This is a genomic window from Brevibacillus laterosporus (assembly GCA_007833815.1).
GTDB classification, from domain to species: Bacteria; Bacillota; Bacilli; order Brevibacillales; family Brevibacillaceae; genus Brevibacillus_B; species Brevibacillus_B laterosporus_D.
On sequence record CP033464.1, the window covers coordinates 638,912 to 665,273 of the forward strand.

At 42.0% G+C, this 26,362-nt stretch carries 22 protein-coding genes; all 22 read right to left on the reverse strand.

Annotated features, from left to right (window positions below; all coding sequences use genetic code 11):
• Nucleotides 1-28: 28 nt before the first annotated feature.
• Nucleotides 29-991 carry a class II fructose-bisphosphatase gene (glpX, locus tag EEL30_04325; protein QDX91663.1) on the reverse strand — a complete coding sequence of 321 codons (963 nt, stop codon included), beginning with the start codon at nt 989-991 and terminating at the stop codon, nt 29-31.
• A gap of 15 nt (nt 992-1,006) precedes the next feature.
• On the reverse strand, nt 1,007-2,278 hold the full coding sequence (locus EEL30_04330; GenBank protein ID QDX91664.1) for a UDP-N-acetylglucosamine 1-carboxyvinyltransferase: 1,272 nt from the start codon (nt 2,276-2,278) through the stop codon (nt 1,007-1,009).
• A gap of 206 nt (nt 2,279-2,484) precedes the next feature.
• Nucleotides 2,485-3,129, reverse strand: a complete 645-nt coding sequence (gene fsa / locus EEL30_04335; GenBank protein ID QDX91665.1) for a fructose-6-phosphate aldolase — start codon at nt 3,127-3,129, stop codon at nt 2,485-2,487.
• A 15-nt stretch (nt 3,130-3,144) separates the two neighbouring features.
• On the reverse strand, nt 3,145-3,999 hold the full coding sequence (fba, locus tag EEL30_04340; GenBank protein ID QDX91666.1) for a class II fructose-1,6-bisphosphate aldolase: 855 nt from the start codon (nt 3,997-3,999) through the stop codon (nt 3,145-3,147).
• Between the two features lie 99 nt (nt 4,000-4,098).
• On the reverse strand, nt 4,099-4,464 hold the full coding sequence (locus EEL30_04345) for a response regulator (GenBank protein ID QDX91667.1): 366 nt from the start codon (nt 4,462-4,464) through the stop codon (nt 4,099-4,101).
• Nucleotides 4,465-4,741: 277 nt separating this feature from the next.
• Nucleotides 4,742-6,343, reverse strand: a complete 1,602-nt coding sequence (locus EEL30_04350) for a CTP synthase (GenBank protein ID QDX91668.1) — start codon at nt 6,341-6,343, stop codon at nt 4,742-4,744.
• Nucleotides 6,344-6,578: 235 nt separating this feature from the next.
• Nucleotides 6,579-7,142 carry a DNA-directed RNA polymerase subunit delta gene (locus EEL30_04355; protein ID QDX91669.1) on the reverse strand — a complete coding sequence of 188 codons (564 nt, stop codon included), beginning with the start codon at nt 7,140-7,142 and terminating at the stop codon, nt 6,579-6,581.
• A gap of 156 nt (nt 7,143-7,298) precedes the next feature.
• Entirely contained in the window at nt 7,299-7,952 is a 654-nt protein-coding gene (locus EEL30_04360; protein QDX91670.1) for a DsbA family oxidoreductase, read from the reverse strand.
• 140 nt (nt 7,953-8,092) lie between these two features.
• Nucleotides 8,093-11,338, reverse strand: a complete 3,246-nt coding sequence (locus EEL30_04365) for a methylmalonyl-CoA mutase (protein QDX91671.1) — start codon at nt 11,336-11,338, stop codon at nt 8,093-8,095.
• Between the two features lie 32 nt (nt 11,339-11,370).
• On the reverse strand, nt 11,371-12,003 hold the full coding sequence (locus EEL30_04370; GenBank protein ID QDX91672.1) for a TetR/AcrR family transcriptional regulator: 633 nt from the start codon (nt 12,001-12,003) through the stop codon (nt 11,371-11,373).
• A 132-nt stretch (nt 12,004-12,135) separates the two neighbouring features.
• Nucleotides 12,136-13,077 (reverse strand): methylmalonyl Co-A mutase-associated GTPase MeaB, encoded by a 942-nt coding sequence (gene meaB / locus EEL30_04375; protein QDX91673.1) that lies wholly within the window; start codon nt 13,075-13,077, stop codon nt 12,136-12,138.
• 13 nt (nt 13,078-13,090) lie between these two features.
• Nucleotides 13,091-14,233 carry an acyl-CoA dehydrogenase gene (locus EEL30_04380; GenBank protein ID QDX91674.1) on the reverse strand — a complete coding sequence of 381 codons (1,143 nt, stop codon included), beginning with the start codon at nt 14,231-14,233 and terminating at the stop codon, nt 13,091-13,093.
• Nucleotides 14,234-14,262: 29 nt separating this feature from the next.
• Nucleotides 14,263-15,405: an acyl-CoA dehydrogenase gene (locus tag EEL30_04385; GenBank protein QDX91675.1), complete on the reverse strand. Its 1,143-nt coding sequence runs from the start codon at nt 15,403-15,405 to the stop codon at nt 14,263-14,265.
• A 68-nt stretch (nt 15,406-15,473) separates the two neighbouring features.
• A complete protein-coding gene (locus EEL30_04390; protein QDX91676.1) occupies nt 15,474-16,325 on the reverse strand; it encodes a 3-hydroxybutyryl-CoA dehydrogenase in 852 nt (283 codons plus the stop codon).
• Nucleotides 16,326-16,397: 72 nt separating this feature from the next.
• On the reverse strand, nt 16,398-17,591 hold the full coding sequence (locus EEL30_04395; protein ID QDX91677.1) for an acetyl-CoA C-acetyltransferase: 1,194 nt from the start codon (nt 17,589-17,591) through the stop codon (nt 16,398-16,400).
• A gap of 158 nt (nt 17,592-17,749) precedes the next feature.
• Nucleotides 17,750-19,834: a (Fe-S)-binding protein gene (locus EEL30_04400; protein QDX91678.1), complete on the reverse strand. Its 2,085-nt coding sequence runs from the start codon at nt 19,832-19,834 to the stop codon at nt 17,750-17,752.
• Nucleotides 19,835-20,178: 344 nt separating this feature from the next.
• Nucleotides 20,179-21,543: a lysine 2,3-aminomutase gene (ablA, locus tag EEL30_04405; GenBank protein ID QDX91679.1), complete on the reverse strand. Its 1,365-nt coding sequence runs from the start codon at nt 21,541-21,543 to the stop codon at nt 20,179-20,181.
• A 248-nt stretch (nt 21,544-21,791) separates the two neighbouring features.
• Nucleotides 21,792-23,213: a PAS domain S-box protein gene (locus tag EEL30_04410; GenBank protein QDX95666.1), complete on the reverse strand. Its 1,422-nt coding sequence runs from the start codon at nt 23,211-23,213 to the stop codon at nt 21,792-21,794.
• Nucleotides 23,214-23,315: 102 nt separating this feature from the next.
• Complete coding sequence (locus EEL30_04415) at nt 23,316-23,705, reverse strand: hypothetical protein (GenBank protein QDX91680.1); 390 nt, start codon at nt 23,703-23,705, stop codon at nt 23,316-23,318.
• A 15-nt stretch (nt 23,706-23,720) separates the two neighbouring features.
• Nucleotides 23,721-24,137 carry a DUF1934 domain-containing protein gene (locus EEL30_04420; protein ID QDX91681.1) on the reverse strand — a complete coding sequence of 139 codons (417 nt, stop codon included), beginning with the start codon at nt 24,135-24,137 and terminating at the stop codon, nt 23,721-23,723.
• A gap of 199 nt (nt 24,138-24,336) precedes the next feature.
• Complete coding sequence (gene speB / locus EEL30_04425) at nt 24,337-25,206, reverse strand: agmatinase (protein ID QDX91682.1); 870 nt, start codon at nt 25,204-25,206, stop codon at nt 24,337-24,339.
• Between the two features lie 11 nt (nt 25,207-25,217).
• On the reverse strand, nt 25,218-26,051 hold the full coding sequence (locus tag EEL30_04430; protein QDX95667.1) for a polyamine aminopropyltransferase: 834 nt from the start codon (nt 26,049-26,051) through the stop codon (nt 25,218-25,220).
• Nucleotides 26,052-26,362 lie beyond the last annotated feature (311 nt).

Sequence of the window (26,362 nt, forward strand, 5' to 3'; positions counted from 1 at the left end):
TCTACTTTTATTGTTTCCTAAAAATTACCTATAATACTAAGCGAGGCTTCTTTTCTAAGCGGTGGTTACCTTCAATGAAACGAATCGTTCCTGTTTTGGCCCTCATAACCACAGAATGTGTTGTTGCTCTCATTCCCTGAAAACGAACACCACGTAGCAATTCCCCATCTGTAACACCCGTAGCTGCAAAGATGGCATCATCACCTTTAACCAACTGATCCATATGCAAAACCTGGTGCGGGTTGGTCAGGCCCATCTTCAAACATCGTTGCAACTCTTCATCACTCTGAGGTAATAGCTTGCCTTGAATCTCTCCGCCTAAGCATTTTAGAGCTACAGCTGCTAATACCCCTTCTGGAGCTCCACCTGATCCAAAAAGAATGTCCACCCCTGTATCAGGAAAGGCAGTATTAATCGCTGCCGCTACATCTCCATCAGGAATTAATTTTATACGCGCTCCAGCTGCACGAATTTCTTCAATAATGCGACTGTGTCTATCCCTATCCAACACACAGGCAACCAAATCGCTCATATCTTTTCCGTTAGCTAAAGCGACTGCTTTTAGATTATCACGTATTGGAGCATCAATGTCTACTTTCCCCACTGCTTTTGGACCTACTGCAATTTTTTCCATATACATGTCAGGTGCATGTAACAAATTCCCTCTATCGGCAATCGCAATGACAGAGATAGCATTCCATGTACCATTAGCTACTATGTTAGTACCCTCAAGTGGATCAACTGCAACATCTACAAAGGGTGCAATTCCTTGCCCTAATTTTTCTCCAATATAGAGCATAGGCGCTTCGTCCATTTCGCCTTCCCCTATTACTACAACACCATCCATGGGTATATTTTCAAATTCTGATCGCATCGCTTGCGTTGCCGCTCCATCTGCTTCATCCTTTTTCCCCGTACCCATCCATCTTGCGGAAGCCAAAGCGGCCGCTTCTGTTACACGAACCAATTCAAGTGTGAGACTGCGCTCCATCTGGATTGTTCCCCCTCATTTTTGTTCGGCTTTATGCAGCTTTTCTCGCGTAACTCTGGCACCAAGATTTTGAAGTTTCTGTACCAGATTTTCATAACCTCTGTCGATATGTTCAAGTCCCTCAACTTCTGTCGTTCCCTGAGCAAGCAAACCAGCTATTACCAAGGCTGCCCCAGCTCGCAAATCAGAAGCTACAACTTTTGTGCCCATCAACTTAGAAGGTCCCTCCAACACAGCGGATCGCCCTTCAATTTTTAGGGTTGCTCCCATGCGTCTTAACTCATCTGCATGACGGAACCTTGCACTATATATATTATCAGTGACAATGCTTGTTCCTTGCGATTGTGTTAACAATGTGGTCATAGGTTGTTGTAAATCAGTAGGGAAGCCAGGATATGGACTCGTTTTAATGTCGACTGCACGATAATTTTTTCGTCCGATAACCCGGATAGTATCGTCACCTTCAATTATTTCCACACCTATTTCACGAAGTTTGGCCGAAACGGGTTCCATATGTTTTGAAATCACGTTTTCTACCGTAACATCTCCACCGGTGGCAGCAGCAGCAATCATATATGTTCCGGCTTCAATGCGGTCCGGTATTATAGTATGTCGGCAACCACGCAATTTGTCTACACCCTGAATACGAATTACATCTGTTCCTGCACCAGAAATTTTAGCACCCATATTGTTTAATAAGGTAGCTACATCGACGATTTCTGGCTCATGTGCAGCGTTTTCAATTGTTGTGATACCTTCTGCATATACCGCAGCCAACATGATGTTAATGGTAGCGCCTACACTAACCAAATCCATATAAATACGCGCACCCTTCAAACGCTCGGCACGAATGATCATAACACCTTTTCGATTTTCAACAACTGCACCAAGGGCTTCAAAGCCTTTTATATGCAAATCAACCGGCCTTGGTCCCAAATCACAACCACCTGGCAGTCCAATCTGCGCTTCTTTGAACTTGCCTAGTAGTGCGCCCCATAAATAGTAAGAAGCACGTAATTTTTTTACCTTGCCATTAGGCATAAATGTTTCGGAGATGGAACGTCCATCTATTTCTATCCAATCATCCTCAAATAAAACATCTGCACCCATCTCCCGTAGGAGTTCTACGTAAATTTCCACATCCTCAATATGTGGCAAATTCTCAATGACAACTGGACCATCCGCGAGAATTGCAGCTGGAATTAACGCAACAGCACTATTCTTCGCTCCGCTGATCCCTACTTTTCCACACAATGGGATTCCACCCTGTATTAGCAATTTATCCATACATTTAATCTCCCTAAATGATGTTCTTGCACCTATTCAGAATATACCCTCTATTACAGATAGTCTAGTCCTTCATGCTTCACAGGCTGTAATCAACCTTATTATATTTACATGTTTAATGGGAAACAAAGAGGAAACGAGGATGGAAGAGGTTATTAAGGTAAAGAAGCACCTTCTCCACTGGAAAAGGTGCTTTTCGGTTTGATTTACTTTTGCATACCTTCCCAATCAGCGAGGAATTTCTCAATTCCACTGCTAGTCAGAGGATGCTGCAAGAGTTGTTTAAACACTTTATGAGGAATGGTAGCAATATCCGCCCCAAGTTTTGCAGCGTCTGTCACATGTAGTGGATGACGAATACTTGCTGCAATAATTTCCGTTTCTATATCATGGACAGCAAAGATTTCTGTGATGTCTGCGATGAGTTGCATGCCGTCATAACCAATATCATCCAGTCTGCCAAGGAACGGGGATACATAAGTAGCTCCGGCTCTTGCAGCCATCAAAGCTTGGTTCGCGTTAAAAACTAATGTTACATTGGTTTTAATTTTGCGTTTAGAGAAAATCTTTACAGCTTTTAGCCCTTCTTCTGTCATCGGCACTTTAATGACGATGTTTTTGGATAGACTAGCTAGTTTTTCTCCTTCTTCGATCATACCTTTTGAGTCAATGCTAATAACTTCTGCACTGATAGGACCATCAACAATATCAAGAATCTCTTTTAATGTTTCGATGAAATCGCGGCCTTCCTTGGCTACGAGAGATGGATTGGTGGTTACGCCGGAAACGACTCCCCACTCATGAATCTCACGAATTTCATCAACATTTGCTGTGTCTATGAAGAAACGCATGGGAACCCTCCTGGTTTAGACGCGGTTATTACTTCCAAACAAACGAATTTTCTCGATAACAGTTTGCTTGATTGCCTCACGAGCAGGACCCATGTATTTACGAGGATCGATTTCGTTAGGTTTTTCAGCCAACACTTTACGAATTGCTGCTGTGCAAGCAACTTGGTTTTCAGTGTTTACGTTGATTTTACCAGCACCGTGCAAGATTGCTTGACGGATCGCTTCGTCTGGTACACCAGATCCACCGTGCAATACGATTGGAGCTCCGATGTTTTTCACTACTTTTTCGATAATATCGAAATGGATTTTTGGTTCACCTTTGTACATACCGTGAGCAGTACCAACAGCAATAGCCAAGTAGTCAACTTTAGTCTCTTCCCAGAAACGAATAGCTTCTTCTGGTTTAGCCAAGCTAGCATCTTCTTCAGCTACTTGTAGATCATCTTCTACTCCGCCGATTGTACCAAGCTCACCCTCAACGGATACGCCTACAGCGTGTGCAGCTTCTACAACTTGTTTAGTCAAACGGATGTTATCTTCGAAGGAATGGTGAGAACCATCGAACATAACAGAAGAGAATCCAGCGCGGATACATTTCATAACAACATCAAAGTTGCTACCATGATCCAAGTGTAGCGCAATTGGTACGCCAGCAGTTTTTGCAGCGGCTTTAGCCATTGCTACTGTATACTCAATACCCATATAACGCATAGCACCCTCGGAAACTCCGAAAATTACAGGGGATTTCTCCTCCATAGCAGCTTCGGTAATCGCTTGCGTAAATTCTAGGTTGTTCAAATTGAATTGTCCAACAGCATACTTATTTTTCTTTGCGTCCTCAATAAAGGCGGTCATAGGTACTAATTGCATTTCAGTATGTCCTCCTAATCCTAAACTCTCTGTATTTCACTACTTATAATACGGGGTTATTATACCACAACGCCCCCTTTATTAACAGAGAACTTGTGACTAACTGACTAACTGTTGATTGACTACACAGCGCAATTCATCAATATCAAATGGTTTGGTAAAATGAGTAAGCGCTCCCAGTTGTGTTGCTTCCTTGATCATGTCTAATTCACCGTACGCAGTCATCATAATTACTTTAATATCTTTATTGATTTTCTTAATGTGTTTTAAAATTTCTATGCCGTCCATTCCGGGAATCTTCATATCTAAAATAACGAGATCTGGAGACTCATTTTCGACGATTTCGAGTGCCTGTTTGCCGTTAGCCGCCTGAAAAGTGCAGTATCCTTCCTTACCCAATACCTCGTATAGTAGGATGCGGATGCCGTACTGGTCATCCACGACTAGTACCTTCTTGTCCTGCATATTGCTTCCCCCTCGTTCCTTTGCTTGTAATTACTAAAATACGCCTTGCTAATCGGAAATCCTGCCACATTCTATCTTTATTTTTCCAGCTTCATGTAGCAAGTTATTTTATTCCATAATTTTCCAAAATTTCGTTACTTTTAACATTGCTCACGATTTCTTACTAATTGATATTCTACCTTGCTACAACGGGCTTCTTAGCTCATAACAAAAACAGGCTGTCGATAGAATCCGACAGCCTGTAGCTATTTAAAAGATATTGATTTTCTTATCTTATTTATTGATGAGAAAGAAATGCAGCTTTCACAAACTCACGGAATAACGGTTGAGGACGATTCGGACGGGAGGTAAATTCTGGATGGAACTGAGCAGCTAAGAACCATGGGTGTTCCTTCAACTCAACCATCTCTACTAATTTACCGTCTGGTGTCGTACCGGAAATAACTAAACCTGATTTTTCCAGTTGATCCCGGTATTCATTATTAACTTCATAACGATGGCGATGGCGCTCATAAATCAACGTGCTGCCATAAGCTTGCGCTGCCATCGTGCCTTCTTTCGCTTTTGTTGGTCCAAGACCAAGACGCATCGTGCCGCCTTTATCTTCAATATCCTTCTGTTCTGGCAATAGATCAATAACCGGATAGTTAGTAGAAGGATCAATCTCTGAGCTATTTGCACCAGTTAGATTAAGCATATGACGAGCATATTCAATAACTGCTACTTGCATTCCTAAACAAATTCCAAAGAATGGTATCTTTTGCTCACGAGCATAGCGAGTTGCAGAAATCTTCCCTTCGATCCCACGATCTCCAAAACCACCTGGAACTAAGATACCATGAACATCTTCCAAGATTTCAGCTACGTTTTCATCCGTAACTTCCTCAGAATTGACCCATTTAATTTCAATATCGGTATCATTAGCAAAACCAGCATGGTAAAGAGCTTCAGCTACAGAAAGATAAGCATCGTGTAGCTCTACATATTTACCTACAATCGCGATGCGCGTATTATGTTTTAAGCTTTTCACTTGTTCAACAAGTGCTCTCCACTCGGTCATATCCGCTTCTGGGCAAGAAAGTCCAAAGTGTTTGCATACATAATCATCCAAGCCTTGCTCTTGTAACATTAGTGGTACTTCATACAACGTATCTGCATCACGACATTCGATCACAGCATTTTCATCAATATCGCAGAACAGAGCAAGCTTATCCTTCATATCTTGAGACAGTGGCTGTTCCGTTCTTGTTACAATCACATTTGGCTGAATTCCCAAGCTACGCAATTCTTTTACACTATGCTGTGTTGGCTTTGTTTTCATTTCGCCAGCTGCTCGAATATACGGGATCAGTGTTACGTGAATGTACATGACGTTCGAAACACCTACATCGCTCTTGATTTGACGAATCGCTTCAAGGTAAGGCAAGCTCTCGATATCCCCTACTGTTCCACCGATTTCCGTGATAACAACATCTGCATTCGTTTCACGACCAGCGCGGAATACACGTTCTTTAATTTCATTAGTGATATGTGGGATAACCTGTACAGTACCTCCCAAATAATCACCACGACGTTCTTTACTAATAACTGTAGAATAAATCTTCCCGGTTGTTACGTTAGAGTTAGCGCTCAGGTTAATGTCAATAAAACGCTCATAGTGGCCCAAATCCAAATCTGTTTCAGCACCATCATCGGTTACAAATACTTCACCATGTTGAAATGGACTCATTGTTCCTGGGTCAACATTTATATACGGATCAAATTTTTGAATGGTGACCTTACATCCTCTGTTTTTTAGCAAACGTCCTAGTGAAGCGGCTGTAATCCCTTTTCCTAGCGAGGAAACGACCCCACCTGTAACAAATATATACTTCGCCATATCGCCTACGTCCCCTCTTTTCCCTTATTTCAACATTTTTGATGAACAGTTATTAAGTAGGGTGCTACAAATAGAAAAAACAAAAGCGGTATCCTATCTCAACATTTCTGCTGAATAGGGGCGCTTTTGTTTGTTATTCTTTCATATATGACAAATCTTCATGTGAAGCCCAAAAAGTATTTTATAATGGGCAGAAATGAAAGTCAAGGGTAAAGTCGGCAAAGTCGATCTATGCTTACTTCTCAATATCCTGATCGTCTTCGTCTTCTTCCTCGTTTTCTTCTTCATCTTCAAAAAGCTCTTCATCTTCTAGTTCTTCATCTTCTTCATCGATGGCTTCAATTTCCTCATCGGAATCTACTTCTTCCTCATCGACAAAGTCTTCATCTTCTTCTTCCTCTTCCTCTTCGAACAGGGCGATGTCATCTTCCTCTTCAAATACTTCAACAACATCATCTTCCATATCGAAGTCATCAAAGTCATCTACAACAGCAGCTTTTTTCTTCTTGACGCCGCCTTCTTGACTTTCTTCAACCGCTTCCGTTGCGTACCAACGTTTTAGTCCCCACGTATTCTCACCGATACATACATAACGACCATCAATATTTACTTCTGTATACACTTGAGCAATGACTGCCATCAGTTGTTCTTCTGTCAGATTACGCAATTTAGCAATTTCGTTCATAAGCTCACGGAAATTATAAGGGCGGTTCGTTTCTCTCAGGATTTCATAAGCGATATCAACCATCGCCATCTCTTGCAAATTCTCGTCATTATATTGCTGAAGTAATTTACTCAAGCAAGGCACGTCCTTTCAAACAAAACTTGGCTATCATACAGTATTCCCTATTTTATCCGAAAATGCAAGTGATTCAAACCCTGCAAAAAGAAAAGCTTTCTTCATCTGTTTATCTCTACATTTTCTCTTGCATGATTGATGCAGTTTTTCCCACTATTATTCTTCAGAAGCTACCTTCTCCAGCGCTTGCAAAAAGGTTAGGCTAGTTTGGGCTCCAGTTACAACTAGACTTTGATTTATCACAAAAAATGGAACGACCTTCACTTCATAGTGATCAGCTATTTCATAATCTGATTTTAGATTAACTGCTAGCTCTCCACTTAGCAATCTTTCCTCAATCTCAATTGTATCTAGCCCAAAGGTATTAGCAATTTGTAACAAAACTTCCATGTTTCCAATATCTAAACCTTGTTCAAAGTAAGCGCGATGTAGGGTCTCCAACATAGTTGTTTGTTGAGCAAGAGGCGTTAGTTTTAATAGACATTGAGCTAGGTCAGGATGAGAGCGAATTTTTATTTGATCAAAGCAAAAACGCAATCCTATTTCCTTACCGGTAGTGGTCACATGCTCTAAAGTTTTACTCAATTGTTCTTTGCTCCCTAGCAGACTCCCCATATATGCTTGAAAGGATACTCCCTCTATAGGTAAATAAGGATCAAGATTATAAGCATGATAGTGAAGGTTTATCTCCTCTCCTTGCCACTCTAAAAGCGTTGCCTGCAATGAAGCAATGCCTATGCGGCACCAGGGGCAAACAATATCTTGAAAAATATGTATGTGCACGAGAAAATCTTCCCCTTTCTCCACTATAAAGCGCTAATTATTTCAGACTAGTCCGACTACTGTTACCTGTCAAGCAGGAATTTTCCCAAGTATTTACATTTTATGAATTTTAAAAAGCAACAGAAATACCCCAGAAGAAATCTTCTACTACTGGGGCATCATCCGCTTTACATATTACGTCGATACTGTCCGCCTACTTCATACAAAGCAGTAGTGATTTGACCAAGGGAAGCTACTTTAACCGCCTCCATCAGTTCTACAAATACATTACCACCGGTTAACGCAGCCTCTTGCAACTTCTTCAAAGCTCCAGGAATTTGTTGCGCATGTCTTTGTTGGAAAGCACGCACATTATCGATCTGTTGTTGCTTTTCTTCTTCTGTTGCCCTTGCCAATTCAATTTCATAGTCATCTTCAGAAGCATTTGGATTTAAGAAAGTGTTAACCCCGATGATCGGTAAATCCCCAGAATGCTTCTTCATTTCATAATACATTGACTCATCCTGAATCTTACCTCGTTGATATTGTGTTTCCATAGCTCCTAGCACTCCACCACGCATACTTAAACGTTCAAATTCTTGTAATACAGCCTCTTCTACTAGATCAGTCAGCTCTTCAATGATAAAAGCACCCTGTAAGGGGTTCTCATTTTTTGCCAAGCCAAGTTCTTTATTAATAATCATTTGGATTGCCATTGCTCTACGCACTGAATTCTCAGTAGGTGTCGTGATCGCTTCATCGTAAGCATTGGTGTGCAAGGAATTACAGTTATCATGAATAGCAATAAGCGCCTGTAAAGTTGTCCGAATGTCATTAAAATCCATTTCTTGGGCATGAAGAGAGCGTCCTGACGTTTGGATGTGATACTTTAATTTTTGGCTACGTTCATTAGCACCATAACGATTTTTCATGGTAATTGCCCAAATCCGACGAGCTACCCGCCCAATTACGGTATATTCAGGATCAAGACCATTAGAGAAGAAGAAGGATAAATTATGAGCAAATTCGTCAATTTTCATGCCACGGCTTAAATAATACTCTACGTACGTAAATCCATTTGCAAGTGTAAATGCTAATTGCGTAATTGGATTAGCCCCGGCCTCTGCTATATGGTAGCCTGAAATAGAAACAGAATAGTAATTACGCACTTTATTTTCAATAAAATACGCCTGTATGTCCCCCATCATGCGAAGTGCAAACTCCGTAGAGAAAATGCAGGTGTTTTGTCCCTGATCTTCTTTTAAAATATCAGCTTGAACTGTTCCCCGTACGTTCGATAAGGTATAGGCTTTAATTTGCGCAAACTCTTCTCCAGACGGTTGGCGTCCTTCTCTCTCTACAAACCTCTCTACCTGCTGTTCAATGGCCGTATTTAAAAACATAGCTAAAATCATTGGCGCAGGCCCATTTATCGTCATGGAAACAGAAGTGGACGGTGCACAAAGATCAAAGCCCGCATATAGCTTTTTCATATCATCCAGCGTACATATGCTAACCCCGCTGGTCCCGATTTTTCCATAGATGTCTGGTCGTTCATGAGGATCTTGACCATATAGGGTCACACTATCAAACGCAGTGCTTAGTCGTTTTGCATCGTCATTTTTAGATAGAAAGTGGAATCGTTTGTTAGTACGTTCTGGCGATCCTTCGCCTGCAAATTGACGGCGTGGATCTTCCCCTTCCCTTTTAAAAGGAAAGACGCCAGCAGTAAACGGAAACTCTCCTGGTACATTCTCTCTCATAGACCACGATAGTAGATCGCCCCAGTCATGGAAGGTTGGGGTGCTAATTTTAGGAATCCGGGTTCCAGAAAGTGAGGTTGAAAATAGTTGTGTGACTAATTCTTTATCTCGAATTTTAGTAACGAACTGATCCTGTTTATACAAGTTTTTTTGTTTTGGCCAATTTTCCAACCATTTTTTCGATTCAGGATGTAGTTTCTCTTCAAATAACCTAATTTGAGAAGCTAATTGAGCAAGCACTGCTTCGTCTGCGCCCTGCTCTGTTAAAATTTTGCAAGCTCCGTTTAATTGATACAGTTTGCGCGCATAGCCTGCCTGTTCTTCACTATACTTGCGATAATTACGAACCGTATTGGCTATGTCTTGTAGATACGTAATTTGTTCAGACGGAATGAGTGGTGGTTTATGAGCTAAGATCGGTGTTGGGTCTAACTGTTCAACCTCCCAACCAAGCTGCTTTTTCTGAACGACCGCTCGCATTAAGGCCGCAAAAAGAGCATTGGTACCTGGATCGTTAAATTGGCTAGCAATCGTACCATAGATCGGTAGCTTCTCATCTTCCCATTCAAATAATTGATGATTACGACGATATTGTTTTCGTACTTCACGTAAAGCGTCCTCTGAACCTTTTCGCTCAAATTTATTAATGGAAACCAAATCGGCAAAATCAAGCATATCAATCTTTTCTAATTGAGTAGGGGCACCATATTCACTTGTCATCACATACAGCGACAAATCACAAAGCTCACTGATGCGAGCATCCCCTTGTCCAATCCCGCTTGTTTCCACGATGACTAAATCAAAGCAAGCAGACTTAGCTACCTGGATCGCATCTTGCAGTGCCAGAGACAGCTCTGATCCGGATTGTCTAGTCGCCAAACTACGCATATAAACGCGGGGCGTATTATTTGCGTTCATTCGAATACGGTCACCTAACAGAGCACCACCTGTTTTTTGTTTAGATGGATCTATAGACAGAATGGCAATTGTCTTTTCAGGATACGTATACAAAAAACGACGGACTAATTCATCTGTTAACGAGCTTTTACCTGCTCCACCCGTACCGGTAATACCCACGACAGGTACATCATCAGTAAGATTAGCTAGCGTTTCTCTAACTTGAGTAAACCATTTTTTATCGGCTACATCATACTCTGCCAATGTAATTAAACGAGCAACCGCTTGATCATTCTTCTCCTGTAACAGATCAATTTCCTTTTGTAGGGAAGTTACTGTCGGAAAGTCACATTCTCGAATCATCGTGTTAATCATGCCTTGAAGCCCTAGCTCTCTGCCATCATCTGGTGAAAAGAGCTTGGATACACCATACTCCTCTAGCTCACGAATTTCTCGAGGTACGATTACGCCACCTCCTCCGCCATATAAACGAATATGACTGGCACCGCGTTCTCGTAGCAAATCGATCATATATTTAAAAAACTCTACATGCCCACCTTGGTAGGAGCTGATGGCAATTCCCTGCACATCTTCCTGAATGGCAGCATCAATAATCTCTATGACAGAGCGGTTGTGACCTAGATGAATCACTTCCGCTCCAGAAGATTGCAAAATTCGACGCATAATATTTATGGAAGCATCATGCCCGTCATAGAGACTTGCTGCTGTTACAAAACGAACTTTATTGGTCGGACGATAGACTTCTGTTTTCACCTTGTCAGCCTCCCCTTATCTATGGGATGGCTCTATTCGTCTCCGCTGATATCCCGCAGAAGCAAGTCTGTCTGTCTTTCGATGTACTCCTCAAGGGTATAGCTCCTGCCAAGTGTCCAACGTCGGAACACCCACATTTCTGCTAATACCATAATGTTGTTAGCCATTAGCTTCACATAGCGCTCATCAGTACGAATGGAACCATCTTCCATTCCCTTATGCAAAATCTCTTCGAAAATACCTGTAATAGAATCTTCTCGACGTAACACATAGGTCATCGCTTCACGCGGCAACGATTTGGTCTCTTGATAGATTAATAACACACGATCATTTACTTGATCCATCACGCGAATTAAGCTCTTTAACGCAAGCTTGAGGCTTTTGAGACCAGAACCATTATAGGTAATGGCTTCACGCAGTCTTTCTTCCATTTCATTATGAATAGAGTCACAAACCAAATATAAGATATCTTCCTTTGACTCAATGTACTCATATAGCGTTCCAATGCTAAAGCCGGAAGCACGGGCAATTTCCCGCGTGGTTGTTTTATGGAATCCTTTGTGTATAAAAAGGTCAACGGCTGCCTCAATAATTTGTTCACGCCGTTTTTCGATTAGTTTTGGGTCCTTCACCAAGGAAGGGATTACTTTCTTACGTTCTTGCACCGAATAAGCCACCTTTCACCAATTTGACTAAGCGTCTCTGGTTTCTCCCCATTATACTAATCCACAAATTATGCTACAATCCTATTTTTTCAGCTAATCGTGCCAGACTTGTAACAAAAAGTGACCCATGAGCTATCGTTGTAAAAAAATACGTACCATTTTTTCTGCTGCGTGATAAGGATCTACCTGTCTGTTGGCTACCTCATATAGCTCATTAGCAAACACACCTTCTTTAATTCCTTGCATCATGACGCGATAAAGATTTTGATTAACTAACTCCATCACTTCTTCGTGCAAGTGATAAGATCTGCGCCTCTCTCCTTCGCCCGATTCAGCTAGAAATGCCCTATGTGTATTGATAGCTTGCCACAAATCAGTTATACCAACTCGGTCCGTTGCAATTGTGCGTACAAGAGGAGGCTGCCAGCTTGCATCATGCTTGACGATCTCTATCATCTGTTCAATCTCTGTCAGTAGTTTATCCAGACCAGGTAAATCTGCTTTGTTAATGACAAATAGATCAGCAATCTCCATAATGCCAGCCTTAAATGCCTGAACAGTGTCTCCACTTCCCGGATTTAGCACAACAGCGACTGTATCAGCAATTTTCATAATGTCTAATTCAGATTGCCCAACCCCTACCGTTTCAATAATAATGACTTGGCAACCATAGGCATCCAGAACACGTACTGCTTCCTTCGTATTTCGAGACAGCCCACCTAAATTTCCCCGCGTGCCCATACTTCTTATAAAGACGCCTCGGTCAGGGGCATGGTGTTGCATACGAATGCGATCCCCTAGCAAGGCACCACCAGTGAATGGACTAGTGGGATCTACCGCAACGACCCCCACTGATATCTGTTGTGAACGCAAATAAGTGATTAATGCATCTACTAGTGAACTCTTACCTGCTCCTGGCGAACCAGTTAAACCAATCAATCTTGCTTTACCAGTATGCGGGAAAATTTCTCGTAACACTTGCCCCTTTTCAGGAAAACCATCTTCAATCCAGGTAATCGCTCTGGCAGCCGCGCGAACATCTCCTGCCAGTATTCGCTTGGTTATCGGATGCACGTAGGTCAGCTCCCTACTCTTTTAACAGCAGATTGCTGATAACCACGCGCTGTATTTCATTGGTTCCTTCATAAATCTGCGTAATTTTAGCATCACGCATGAATCTTTCTACTGGATACTCGCGCGTATAGCCATATCCTCCAAACACTTGCACAGCTTCTGTCGTTACTTGCATCGCAATGTCTCCAGCAAACACTTTAGACATGGCTGATGCTTTCCCATATGGCAAGCCTTTATCTTCCAACCAAGCTGCTTGATACGTTAACAATCTTGCTGCTTCGATTTGGGTAGCCATATCTGCCAGCTTGAACTGAATGGCTTGCAACGCTGCAATGGGTTTCCCGAACTGAATACGTTCTTTTGCATAACCTAAAGCATGTTCAAAAGCACCTTGAGCAATTCCAAGAGCTTGAGCGGCAATTCCGTTTCGTCCACCATCTAGTGTCATCATGGCGATTTTGAAGCCTTGCCCTTCTTCTCCCAGACGATTCGCTACCGGTACACGTACGTCCTCCATAATGACTTCTAGTGTGAGGGAGGAACGAATCCCTAATTTTTTCTCCTTTTTACCCATAGAGAACCCTGGCATGCCTTTTTCCACAATGAATGCTGTGACGCCTTTGTGCTTTAGATCAGGATTCGTCACCGCAAAGACCAGATAAATCTCTGCTTCGCCTGCATTCGTGATAAAAATTTTGTTGCCATTGAGTACATAATGATCACCATCTCGAACAGCAGTTGTTCGCATTCCTGCTGAATCAGAGCCAGACCCTGCTTCTGTCAAACAGTACGCACCCATTTTCTTACCTTCTGCAAGTGGACGTAGGAATGTTTGCTTTTGCTCTTCTGTACCAAATTTATGAATCGGCCAGCTTGCTAAGGAGACGTGCGCAGACAAGGTTACACCGATCGATGCATCTACTCTAGACAGCTCTTCCACAGCAATCACATAACTGAGGTAGTCAGCTCCTGCTCCACCATATTTCTCGTCCCATGGGATACCTGTAAGACCTAGCTCAGCCATCTGTTCAAAAATAGAACGATCAAATCGCTCTTCTTCATCGCGTTCTGCAGCAGTCGGGGCTACTTGATCCTCAGCGAATTCTCTAATCATTTTACGTAACATTTCCTGTTCTTCATTTAGACGAAAGTCCATTTTCTCCACACTCCCTGCATGTTGTTGTTCTATTTAGTAAGCAAATGCTTAGAAATGACCAGTTGTTGAATTTCTGTTGTTCCTTCATAAATTTGCGTAATTTTAGCGTCTCGGAACAAACGCTCTACAGGATATTCCCTTGTGTAGCCATATCCTCCAAAAATCTGTACCGCCTCGATTGCTGCCTTCATGGCAACATCAGAGGCAAACTTTTTAGCAATAGATGCTTCCAACCCACATGATAAACCTTCCTGGCGTAGGGATGCTGCGTGATACACGAGTAATCGAGCTGCTTCCACTTGAGTAGCCATATCTGCCAGTTTAAAAGCCACTGCTTGCTGATTTCCGATTGAAGCACCAAATTGCTTACGTTCTTTCGCATATTGTACTGAATATTCCAACGCAGCTTCGGCTATGCCCAGTGCTTGAGCTGCAATACCGATCCGACCTACATCTAGATTAGACAGGGCGATACCAAAGCCTTTTCCTTCCTCGCCTAGCAGATTTTCTATAGGAACCATTGCATTCTCAAAAATGAGCTCCGTTGTATTAGAACCATGAAGTCCCATCTTCTTTTCTTTTTTTCCAACCGTAAAGCCATGTGTACTTTTTTCTACAATAAAAGCAGAAATTCCATGGGTTCCTTTTGTAGCGTCCGTCACGGCAAATGTTACGTACGTATCCGCTTCACCACCATTGGTAATAAAAATTTTGCTACCATTTAATACATAATGATCACCCTGGCGTACAGCAGAAGTACGAATACGCGCTGCATCGGAACCTGCTTGGGGCTCTGTCAAAGCAAAAGCCCCCAGATATTCTCCACTTGCCAACTTCGGGATATATTTTTGCTTTTGCCCTTCATTTCCATAGTACAAAATGGGGGTGGTACCGACAGATGTGTGAACTGATAAGATTACTCCTAGTGTGGCGCTTACCTTGGAAATTTCATTTATCGCAATCACATAAGAAATAAAATCCGAATCAGAACCACCCCATTTTTCCGGAATCGGAATTCCCATTAGACCCAGCTCAGCCATTTTAGCAATCAGTGGACGGGGGAATTCTTCTGTTTCTTCCATATGGGCAACAAATGGCGCAATTTCTTTTTTGGCAAAATCACTTACCATTTTTTGCATCATTTTCTGTTCCTCTGTAAAGTGAAGCTCCATAGTCAAAATCCTTCCTCTTTGCAATTTTCTAGTTGCCACTACTTATATGGCGCTCCATGTACCACCAATTAGGAATACACATAAAACCCTCTTCCTGATTTGCGACCTAGCCAGCCAGCTTTCACATATTGGCGTAATAATGGACAAGGGCGATATTTGGAATCCCCAAATCCTTCATAGAGTACTTCCATAATGTAGAGGCATGTATCCAGTCCAATAAAATCGGCTAACGTAATAGGTCCCATCGGATGATTCATACCTAGCTTCATAATGTCATCCACTGCTTCAGGAGTAGCGACCCCTTCATATACACAGTAGATTGCTTCGTTAATCATTGGCATTAATACACGATTTGAGATAAAACCTGGGAAGTCTTTACAGCTAACTGGTATTTTATCCAGTCGTTTAGCCAATTCTTCGATGGTTTGATAGACCTCATCAGATGTTTGTAAGCCACGAATCATTTCCACTAGTTTCATCACAGGCACAGGGTTCATAAAATGCATGCCGATAACCTGTTCTGGACGTTTTGTGACCGCTGCAATTTCTGTAATGGGTAGTGAGGAGGTGTTACTTGCTAGGATGGTATGTGGTAGACAAATTTCATCTAATTTTTTAAAGATTTCGGTTTTTGCTTGCATATTCTCAACCACTGCTTCAATAACCACATCCGCAGCCTTAGCACTTGTAAGCTCTGTTGTGGTAGTAATACGGGTGAGAATTTTGCCTTTTGTTTCTTCTGTCAGCTTGCCTTTATCAACTTGCCTGTTTAAATTTTTATTGATGATGCCCAGACCTCTTTCGATAAAAGAGGTTGCCTGGTCATGTAAGATCACCTGAAATCCAGCATGTGCCGCCACCTGAGCAATACCGCTCCCCATTTGTCCTGCGCCTATGACCATAATTGTTTGAATGCTCATATACCCTGCTCCTTTTCTGTCAAAAATGATGCAGATTTATTTTCAAATGTACTGTTATTACATAAGGAGTAGTTACATGCCACCGGATGACTCAACACGTAGTAAAATAGCATCCCCCTGAGCGGCTCCACTGCAAATAGCAGCTATTCCTAAGCCTCCACCACGTCGTTGTAATTCATGGATAAGAGTTATGATAATCCGCGCACCACTTGCTCCGATCGGATGACCAAGCGCAATCGCACCGCCGTTTACATTAACCTTCTCCTCATCCCATCCAACGATTTTGCCACTGGTCAGTGTGACAGCGGCGAATGCCTCATTTACTTCAAACAGATCGATTTCATCAAGGCCTATTCCTGTTTTTTGCAATAGCTTTTGAATAGCGAGTCCAGGTGTAGTCGCAATATAGGGAGCTTCCGCAGCCACTTCCACATGCCCAAGAATCGTTGCCAAAGGTTTGACGCCTAGCTCCTCAGCTTTTTGTTCAGACATTAGTACAAGAGCTCCCGCCCCATCATTGAGTCCAGGCGCATTTCCTGCTGTAATGGTTCCATCCTTTTTATATACCGGGGCTAATGTAGCCAATCCCTCCAGTGTTGTATCTGGGCGTATAGCTTCATCCTCGGTTACGAAAAGCGGCTCCCCTTTTCGTTGCGGAATAGGAACGGGAACGATTTCTTCTGTAAAATACCCCACTTCTCGGGCTTTGGTCGCACGTTGTTGACTACGATATGCCCAAGAATCCTGCTCTGTTCGGGTAATGTCGTATTCTGCGGCTACATTACTACCATGGACTGCCATAGGTACCTGATCAAATGCACAAGTAAGTCCATCATGTAACACTAAATCCTTTACAAGATTATCGCCCATTCGAAAACCTTGCCTTGCTTGTGGCATTGCATAAGGTGCATTACTCATGCTCTCCATTCCGCCAGCTACAATAATCTCTGCATCCTGACAGCGAATGATTTGATCCGCCATGGTCACTGCACGCATGCTTGAAGCACATACCTTATTGATTGTCTCACTGGTTACTTCCCATGGGAGACCCGCTTTTCGTGCGGCTTGCCTTGATGGAATTTGTCCAGCACCTGCTTGCACGACCATACCCATAATTACCTTATCAACTGTTTGAGGATCGACCTTAGCTCTGATCAGCACTTCCCTGATTACCAATGATCCTAACTCCACAGCGGACACTTCCTTTAATGCACCATTAAACTTACCAAAAGGCGTCCGAGCTGCCCCAACTACGACTGTATTCATGCCATTCCTCCTCGTCTACATGCTACATCGTTGAAACAATAAAATCCGATCGAGCGGTCGTTCATTTTATACTTTTATTTTGCACGTTCTATTCGCATTAGTCAATTTATTATGATAATAAGCGGCAGTCCATAGACCACCGCTCTCTTTGTTAATCTTTACATGGCATCAGCTAAAATTTCAGCGATGTCTCTTGCTTTCACTTGTTCTTCAACTTCTTTCATTTTTAACCCATCATCCATCATTGTTAAGCAGTATGGGCAAGCGCTTGCGATAGCTGTTGGATTAACGTCTAAAGCTTGGTCCGTACGTGCAACATTGACGCGAGTGCCTTCGTGTTCTTCCATCCACATCAATCCGCCACCAGCTCCACAGCACATGCTGTCACAATGACTTCGTTTCATCTCTACAATCTCCACGCCTGGAATTGCTTGCAAAATCTGGCGTGGCATATCATAAATATTGTTATACCGCCCTAGATAGCATGAATCATGATACGTAATTCGCTCTTTCACTTCTTTCTTAGGTGTAAGACGTCCTTCTTCAATCCATTGAACCAACAATTCAGAATGGTGATACACCTCTGCCTGCAAACCAAACTCAGGGTACTCATTCTTAAAGGTATTAAAAGCATGTGGATCACAGGTCACAATCTTTTTGACATCATAGCCTTCAAATAAGGCAATATTCTCTTGCGCTAATTGTTGGAACAAAAATTCATTACCAATACGTCGTGCTGTGTCACCGGAGTTTTTTTCTTCATTACCAAGAATGGCGAACTTGATACCTGCTTCGTGCATTAACTTAATAAACGCATGCGTAATTTTCATACTACGATTATCATAAGAACCCATAGCTCCTACCCAAAACAGATATTCGAACTCCTCGGTATTTTTTACTGTAGGCACTTCATATGATTCATCTAGACCTTCCATCCATTTCATTCGATCCTTACGATTGATTCCCCATGGGTTACCCTGACGTTCGATATTGTTTAATGCACGTTGAGCCTCTTGTGGCATACTACCCTCTGTCATAACTAGATAACGACGCATGTCGATAATTTTATCCACGTGCTCGTTCATAACTGGGCATTGATCTTCACAGTTACGACAGGTCGTACACGCCCACAATTCCTGTTCCGTAATCACGTCGCCTATTAATGCTTTATCATATACATTTTCTACAGCAGTGACACCTTCAGCGGTAGCCGCCACTTCTCCAGCTTGTAGGGCAATCTGGTTAGCTTTTGTATTTGTAAATGCAAAAGTAGGCATCCACGGTGTCCGTGAAGTAACACTTGCACCTTTTTCCGTCAAATGATCTCGCATTTTCACGATGATATCCATAGGAGAGAGCATCTTGCCAGTTCCAGAAGCAGGACACATATTGGTACAGCGTCCACACTCTACACAAGCATATAAATCAATTAGTTGCGTTTGTGTAAAATCTTCTATCTTCCCATTTCCGAAAACTTCCTGAGTATCATCTTCAAAGTTGATAGTAGAGAGTTTGCCTGGCGGGTCCAGTTTTTTATACCAGACATTGAAGGGAGCAAAGATCAAGTGAGCATGCTTGGACTGCGGAACATAGACAGCAAAGCTCAGCAAAATGAGTAGATGCGCCCACCAGAAGAAAAAGAACAAAGCGGCTGCCGCCGTTTTACCTATTCCTGCAAACACAAATGCGATAGCCGTTGAGAACGGAGCAAAGACAGAGCCCTCATGCCCTAACCATAGTTGTTCGAAAGCGAGCGAGCCAAGAACTGTTACCATCAGCGAACTGATAAAGATAATGACTAACCCTGATTTTAAACCTCGTTTTAAGCGCTTTAATTTCTCCACATAACGTCGGTAATACGCATAACCTATAGCTATGATAATCAACATAGCGGTTATTTCCTGCATCAAGCTAAAGTACTTGTGGGCACTACCAAACGGCAACTCATAACCTATAATGAGCCCTTTTAAAATAAGTTCAATGGCACCAAATTGCAAAATAATAAAACCATAGAAAATGACAACGTGCATAATACCGCTCTTCTTATCTTTTAAGAGCTTCTTTTGCAAAAATACGTTCTGAATGATTAAATTCAAGCGGGTTTTAAAGTCGTCCTTTATGTCTGGCTTTTTCCCCAACTTGATAAACAGATACCGGCTGTACAACAGATGCGCTACAAGATATAGCCCATAAGCCAGCACAAGGAAGAAGGCAATCAAATTTAATAGTGGTAGGATCTCCATATCTTCCAGCTCCCTTTCTCTCATGCATATTTTAGTTGCGTTTGAGTGTGAATTTTTCTTTTGTTTTATCTTATCAGAAGTATCAGAAAAAATGAATGACTATTCATTCAAATTTTACAATTTGACCCATTTTTTTGCAAAAGGTGTTCACGCATTTATTCTGAGCGGTCGCTCATTTATCTATTTTGATCATATCATACTCATTTGTCTACCGTAAAGATTGAGTAGTCAGTTGGTTTTTATGAACACAAAAAAGAGTCCCTTCTCGCCCTATGCCATAAGTAACCTTCAGTCTTGAAGTTCTACTTATTCATTGAGAGATGAAAGGACCTCTATACTCTTTTCTATGCCTCTTTTTCGCTTATACGGACACGCTCTTTCTGCTTCTTTTGCTCCTCTTGTTCTTTACGCACATCGGCAAGTGACTTTACTTTGGTCGCCTTGATCCGTTTATTACGATGTAGACCAGTTGGCTCTAAATTGTCTGCTAGGTCTTCCATTAATGCTGCAATGCCTACTGCTTTGCCTTTTGCCGCCTGATAGTATTCATTTTGCGCTAAATCCGGTGCCTTGTAATTCTGTGGTTCAGGGTAAGCAGTGATAACCCCTTCAAAATTGCGTAGGATTACTTTGTCAGCCGATTGGGAAATGATATAGTTCGGCATAACTGGAATCTTACCACCACCATGCGGAGCGTCTACGACAAAAGTCGGTACTGCATAGCCAGAGGTATGGCCGCGTAGGTATTCCATAATCTCCAAGCCTTTAGAAATTGGCGCCCGGAAGTGACCAATACCTTCTGATAGATCACATTGATAGATATAATAAGGACGCACGCGAATTTTGACTAGGTCTTGCATCAATTGTTTCATCGTGTATGGATCGTCATTGACTCCGGCAAGAATTACGGACTGATTCCCTAGTGGAACGCCGGCATACGAAAGCATTTCACAGGCTTTTTTTGCTTCTTCCGTGATTTCTTTGGGATGGTTGAAGTGGGTATTAAGCCAAACAGGATGGTACTTCTTCAAGATTTCGCACAAGTTCTCCGTAATGCGTTGTGGGAAAACTACAGGTGCTCGTGTTCCAATCCGAATGATCTCCACATGTGGAATCTCCCTCAAGCTTTTAATCACGTATTCGAGTACGCGGTCATTAATAAGCAAGGCATCTCCACCGGATAAAAGCACATCACGAATCTCTGGGGTATCACGAATATAGTCAATACAGGCATCCAGTTGTTTTTTAGGTACTCCCATGCCGATTTGACCTGAAAAACGACGACGCGTACAATAGCGACAATACATTGAACACTGATTTGTTACTAAAAACAAGACACGATCTGGATAGCGATGTGTCAGACCAGGAACAGGTGAATCCTCATCCTCATGTAACGGGTCTTCCATGTCATATTGGGTACGTTCCATCTCATGGGATAAAGGTACAGATTGCAAACGAACTGGATCTTTTGGATCATTTTCATCCATTAGTAATGCATAATAGGGTGTGATATTTAACGGAATTGTCTGGTTAGAAATTCGCACCCCTTCTTCTTCTTCTGGCGTTAAATTAATTACCTTTTTTAAGTCATCTACGTTTTTAATGGTGTGGGTCAACTGCCACATCCAATCGTTCCATTGTTCATCCGTAACTTCTTTCCATAGTTCCACATCGCGCCAATTACGCAATTTACGAACAGCTAATGCCATGTTATATTCCCCCTTGGTTATTAAATAACAAAACATCTTAGAGCTTCATTATTTAAATAATGCAAGGAGGATGCCAAGTTTGATGGAATATTTAATATTTTCAGAATTAAATGAGGTTTATGGTGTATTAGCAAGCTTCTTTACGTTTTTCAACATGTATGTTTCATGTTATTTTACCGTTTAGGAGATTGTTTATGTGCCAGTTTTTCGGCAATGTCGGGTTGTTACGCTTGAAACTACGCCTGACATTATTTCTTATCTGGTTGTTGGTCCTTCTGTTGCGCTAATTTATACTGTAGAGTTTGTCGAGGGATTCCTAGTTGTTTAGCGGCCTGTAGAATATTTCCTTCTGTTTTTTCAAGTGCCACTTGAATTAAGCGTTTCTCTGTTTGTCTCAGAACATCACGTAAGGTTCCGTCTACATTAATTGTTTCTTTATTACTACCACCATTTTCTTGTAATACAGTTTGTATCTCACCCATCCTTTTCAGAAAGGACAAGGGGAGGTCTTCTACTTTAATCCAATCGCCCTCGGTAACGTTCATAGCAGCTTCAATCATATGCTCTAGCTCCCGAATGTTACCTGGCCATGTACATCGCTTGAATAGTTTCCACACCTCTTGATCTAAGCCTTTTACGTGTAGCTCAAACATGTCATTGTACTTTTGCACAAAATGATCCACTAAAAGGGGTACATCCTCGGGACGCTTGTGTAAAGGAGGAAGCCAAAAGGAAACTACATTTAGGCGATAATACAGATCAGCTCGCAGTCCTCCGCTTTCCACCACTTTTTCCGGCAATTCGTTGGTAGCTGCGACGACTCTAACATCGACTTGTACTGACCCCGTGCCACCTATTCGTCTAATCTGACCATCCTGTAAGACCCGCAACAATTTAGCTTGCAGTTCCAGTGGCATACTGTTTATTTCATCTAAAAATAGCGTGCCTCCATTTGCCACTTCAAACAATCCAGGACGATCATCTGCCCCTGTAAAACTGCCTTTTGTCGTGCCAAATAGAATCCCTTCTAATAGAGAAGCAGGCAGGGCAGCACAATTTTGGGCAATAAACGGACGTTGCTTTCGCGGAGATGCTTGATGAATGGATTGTACCAGCAACTCTTTTCCTGTCCCTGTTTCTCCATAAATCAGAACAGGAGAGTTGGTTCGTGCTGCTCTCAACGCTATTTGTTTTATACGGTTTAACTCAGGACTATTTGTTAAGATATCGGAGAACTCATAAAACACCTGATCCGATACAAGTCGCTTCACTTGTTTTTTACGACCACTTTGGACTTGAACCTGCAAATCCACCAGCTGTTCAGACAGTTCCCTTAGCTTTTTCATATCTTTAGCCACTTCAACTGCTCCAACTAGACGATCGTCTACACGCACTGGTAACGTTGTATTGATTGTCTCTACTTGTACACCTCTCCAGTTGGTATAACGCTGCGAGCGATTATACATGGGTTTGCCTGTTTGGATGACATTTAGCAAGGTGCTGGATTCGCTATCTAAAGAGGGAAATACTTGTAACAACGGCTTACCTAGCACCTCCTCTTGTGTCAGACCATCCAATCTAGCGGCGATGTGATTGTACATGATCGTTATCCCTTGGGCGTCAACCACATGAATTCCTTCATCAATTGCTCCTAAAATTGCGCTTAACATCTCCACTGTTTCCGATTTTGGTAATGTACTCACAACATCCCTCCTGACAGACTGCCCAAAACTAGTCACCATGCTAAAAAATCGGCACTACGCATCTCTGCTCTACCGCTCTATTTGATACGTCAAGAATACCGTATATAACAAGTGACCAAAAAACCACATCAAGATATTACTTGCTGTATAAACACCTTGGCTGAGATACGTAAACGGGAAAAACAAAATAAGAAATGCCAAATTCCATAGGGTCACATAGATAACGATCTTCTTCCCATTCCCTTTAGGATAAAAGTAAATAAACGCAAAGGCAATGGCAACCGAAATTACCAAATGAATCAGAAAGGCTAGCAAGGGAGGGGTATTTTCCATCCCCGGAACATAACTAACATCTAATAAGACTTGAAACGTGCTTGTTTGAAACAATCCATCACCAATCGCCAGAAAGGCTGATAGTAACAATCCAGAAAACAGACCGTTAATAAGGGAGAACACCATAAACAATACCCCTTTCTATTCCCATGCAATTTTCATGTCCCATTCAAATTCACCCACATATTGTCCACTCAACCATAATTGATAGGCAATAAACACTTGAATGGGTTTTTCACTTTGATAGGTAACCTTATACGTTCGGGTATGCGTATGCATCTGCATATCTCCATAGGGACTGCTATATAAACTATCTGTGCCTTGACCCTTTTCAAATATTTGTTTCATCTGCAGACTACCTTGTCGTAACAATTGTGTGCAATCGTCGTTAATACGCACGATATTCGACACTTCTCCTACTCCTTCTATCTGTTCTTTATATTGTAGGTACCAGGAAGAATTGCGTTGTGACGCTTTTCCCGTCATTTCTAATACGGTTTTGTCGGTTTGTCCCTCCGCTTTTTGTAAAATAGATAAGCATAATTGAACTTCTTGCATTCCGAAACCTCACTTTTGTTTGTCACTGTAGTATTTGTCTGCTTGCCTTGCCTTTATTATAGGATACTTTACCTTCTCGCTTCCATTTTTTCTTACCAAACGAGAGGGTTTTTGTGTAGAAATCAAAAAGGCAAGAAAGCACTCGGCTCTCTTGCCTTTATCTGTCAATAGGCTTGTATTACAAAAGGTTGATAGCAGGTTATTTCACAAAGCCCAAAATCAGCTCACGTAGAATTTTGGATGCAACAATCTGCGTCATTTCACTGTGATCGTAAACAGGTGCTACTTCCACCAAGTCAAACCCGACCACATTAGCACCGTTATTCGCCATAAAATGAATGGTATCGAGCAACTCACGAGATGTGATGCCGCCAGCCTCTGTGGTTCCCGTTCCAGGTGCAGCAGAAGGGTCTAATACGTCAATATCAATCGTTAAGTAGATAGGACGGTTTCCAATGGTAGGAAGCACTTGTTTAACAGGCTCTAATACATCGTACTTGTACAAATGCATGTTTTCCTTCGCCCACTCAAACTCTTCCTTCATTCCGCTGCGGATACCAAACGAGTAAACGTTTTTACCGCCAAGCAGATTGCATGCCTTCTTGATTGGCGTTGAATGAGAATACTCGTAGCCTTCGTAATTATCTCGCAGATCGGTATGTGCATCAAAGTGAAAGATAACCAAATCCTCGTACTTCTCATGCATAGCTTGAATCACCGGCCACGTAACCAAATGTTCTCCGCCCATACCAACTGGGATTTTGTTATCAGCTAACACTTTCGAGACGAACTCACGAATAGCTTCAAGACTGCCTTCCACATTTCCAAAAGGAAGCGGGATATCTCCAGCATCAAAATATTTTACGTCTTCCAATAGCCTGTCCAAATAAGGACTGTATTCTTCTAAACCAACAGAAACTTCACGGATACGCGAAGGGCCGAAACGGGAGCCTGGACGAAAACTTACTGTCCAATCCATAGGCATGCCATAAATGACTGCTTGGCTCTCTTCATAGTTTTGATGGCTGCGAATGAACACATTGCCAGAATAAGCTTCATCAAAACGCATCTTTCTACCCCCTAGTCGCGAGTCAGTTCAGCTACAAAGTTAGGAAGCTGGAACACTGCTTTATGAATATCTTTGTTATAGTATTTAGTATCCATATCTTTAATAGTAGATGGATCTACTGCCAACGGATCATATTTTTTAGAAGCAATCGTAAAGCTCCATAGACCTGATGGGTAAGTTGGAATGCTTGCAGTATACAAACGAGTGACTGGGAAGATAGAAGATAAGTCTTTAAATACTCGCTTGATCAATTCACGGTTAAACCAAGGTGATTCTGTCTGTGCAACCATGATGCCGTCTGGTTTTAACGCATCAGCGATCCCTTGATAAAAGCCTTTTTCAAATAGTCCAACCGCTGGACCAACTGGTTCTGTAGAGTCAACCATGATCACATCATACTCACCCTTGTGATCATGAATATGTTTAATTCCGTCGATAACTTGCACATCGACACGCGGGTTTCCCATTAATTCTTTTGCAATTTCCGGGAAATATTTTTTGGAGGCTTCAATCACTCCGCCGTCGATTTCAGCTAGTACAGCTTTTTCTACGGAAGCATGCTTAACGATTTCACGAATTGCTCCTCCATCTCCTCCGCCCACAACTAATACTTTTTTAGGATTAGGATGGGTATTAAGAGCAATGTGGGTAATCATTTCATGGTAAACAAACTCATCAACGTCCGTAGTCATCACCATACCGTCAAGTACAAGCATACGCCCAAATTGGTTGGTATGAATAATATCTAACTGTTGAAAGTCCGTTTTCTCGCTATATAGAGTCTCAGAGATTTTTGTTGTAATCCCGTGATTTTCCGTTTGCTTCTCGGTGTACCATAGTTCCATGTTCATAATTAATGAAGCCTCCTTTTTAACCGAATCAATTCATGATTGATACATGATGTAACTAAGATCACATAATGCATCAACAAAATGAATTATAGAGGGTACCCCCCAAAATGCAAGTATTTTTTGTCTTTTTATCCGATATTTTTCTTACTACACTGGTTTTTCAGAACAAATTGCCTTTTGTAAAAAGATTGTCAGTGGGCTTCTCTTTTTTCTAAAACCCTTATAGGACGGGCGATACTAGCTCCAGATAGTATGAAAGCATCCTCTTTTACCTATACTATCTACTAGACTTTTTCCTAGTATGC

What these genes read in the sequence shown, in the direction of transcription:
- glpX (QDX91663.1), bottom strand. Translation starts at nt 991, where the DNA reads ATGGAGCGCAGTCTCACACTTGAATTGGTTCGTGTAACAGAAGCGGCC.
- EEL30_04330 (QDX91664.1), bottom strand. Translation starts at nt 2,278, where the DNA reads ATGGATAAATTGCTAATACAGGGTGGAATCCCATTGTGTGGAAAAGTA.
- fsa (QDX91665.1), bottom strand. Translation starts at nt 3,129, where the DNA reads ATGCGTTTCTTCATAGACACAGCAAATGTTGATGAAATTCGTGAGATT.
- fba (QDX91666.1), bottom strand. Translation starts at nt 3,999, where the DNA reads ATGCAATTAGTACCTATGACCGCCTTTATTGAGGACGCAAAGAAAAAT.
- EEL30_04345 (QDX91667.1), bottom strand. Translation starts at nt 4,464, where the DNA reads ATGCAGGACAAGAAGGTACTAGTCGTGGATGACCAGTACGGCATCCGC.
- EEL30_04350 (QDX91668.1), bottom strand. Translation starts at nt 6,343, where the DNA reads ATGGCGAAGTATATATTTGTTACAGGTGGGGTCGTTTCCTCGCTAGGA.
- EEL30_04380 (QDX91674.1), bottom strand. Translation starts at nt 14,233, where the DNA reads ATGGACTTTCGTCTAAATGAAGAACAGGAAATGTTACGTAAAATGATT.
- EEL30_04385 (QDX91675.1), bottom strand. Translation starts at nt 15,405, where the DNA reads ATGGAGCTTCACTTTACAGAGGAACAGAAAATGATGCAAAAAATGGTA.
- EEL30_04390 (QDX91676.1), bottom strand. Translation starts at nt 16,325, where the DNA reads ATGAGCATTCAAACAATTATGGTCATAGGCGCAGGACAAATGGGGAGC.
- EEL30_04395 (QDX91677.1), bottom strand. Translation starts at nt 17,591, where the DNA reads ATGAATACAGTCGTAGTTGGGGCAGCTCGGACGCCTTTTGGTAAGTTT.
- EEL30_04400 (QDX91678.1), bottom strand. Translation starts at nt 19,834, where the DNA reads ATGGAGATCCTACCACTATTAAATTTGATTGCCTTCTTCCTTGTGCTG.
- ablA (QDX91679.1), bottom strand. Translation starts at nt 21,543, where the DNA reads ATGGCATTAGCTGTTCGTAAATTGCGTAATTGGCGCGATGTGGAACTA.
- EEL30_04410 (QDX95666.1), bottom strand. Translation starts at nt 23,213, where the DNA reads ATGTTAAGCGCAATTTTAGGAGCAATTGATGAAGGAATTCATGTGGTT.
- EEL30_04415 (QDX91680.1), bottom strand. Translation starts at nt 23,705, where the DNA reads ATGGTGTTCTCCCTTATTAACGGTCTGTTTTCTGGATTGTTACTATCA.
- EEL30_04420 (QDX91681.1), bottom strand. Translation starts at nt 24,137, where the DNA reads ATGCAAGAAGTTCAATTATGCTTATCTATTTTACAAAAAGCGGAGGGA.
- speB (QDX91682.1), bottom strand. Translation starts at nt 25,206, where the DNA reads ATGCGTTTTGATGAAGCTTATTCTGGCAATGTGTTCATTCGCAGCCAT.
- EEL30_04430 (QDX95667.1), bottom strand. Translation starts at nt 26,051, where the DNA reads ATGGAACTATGGTACACCGAGAAGCAAACGGAAAATCACGGGATTACA.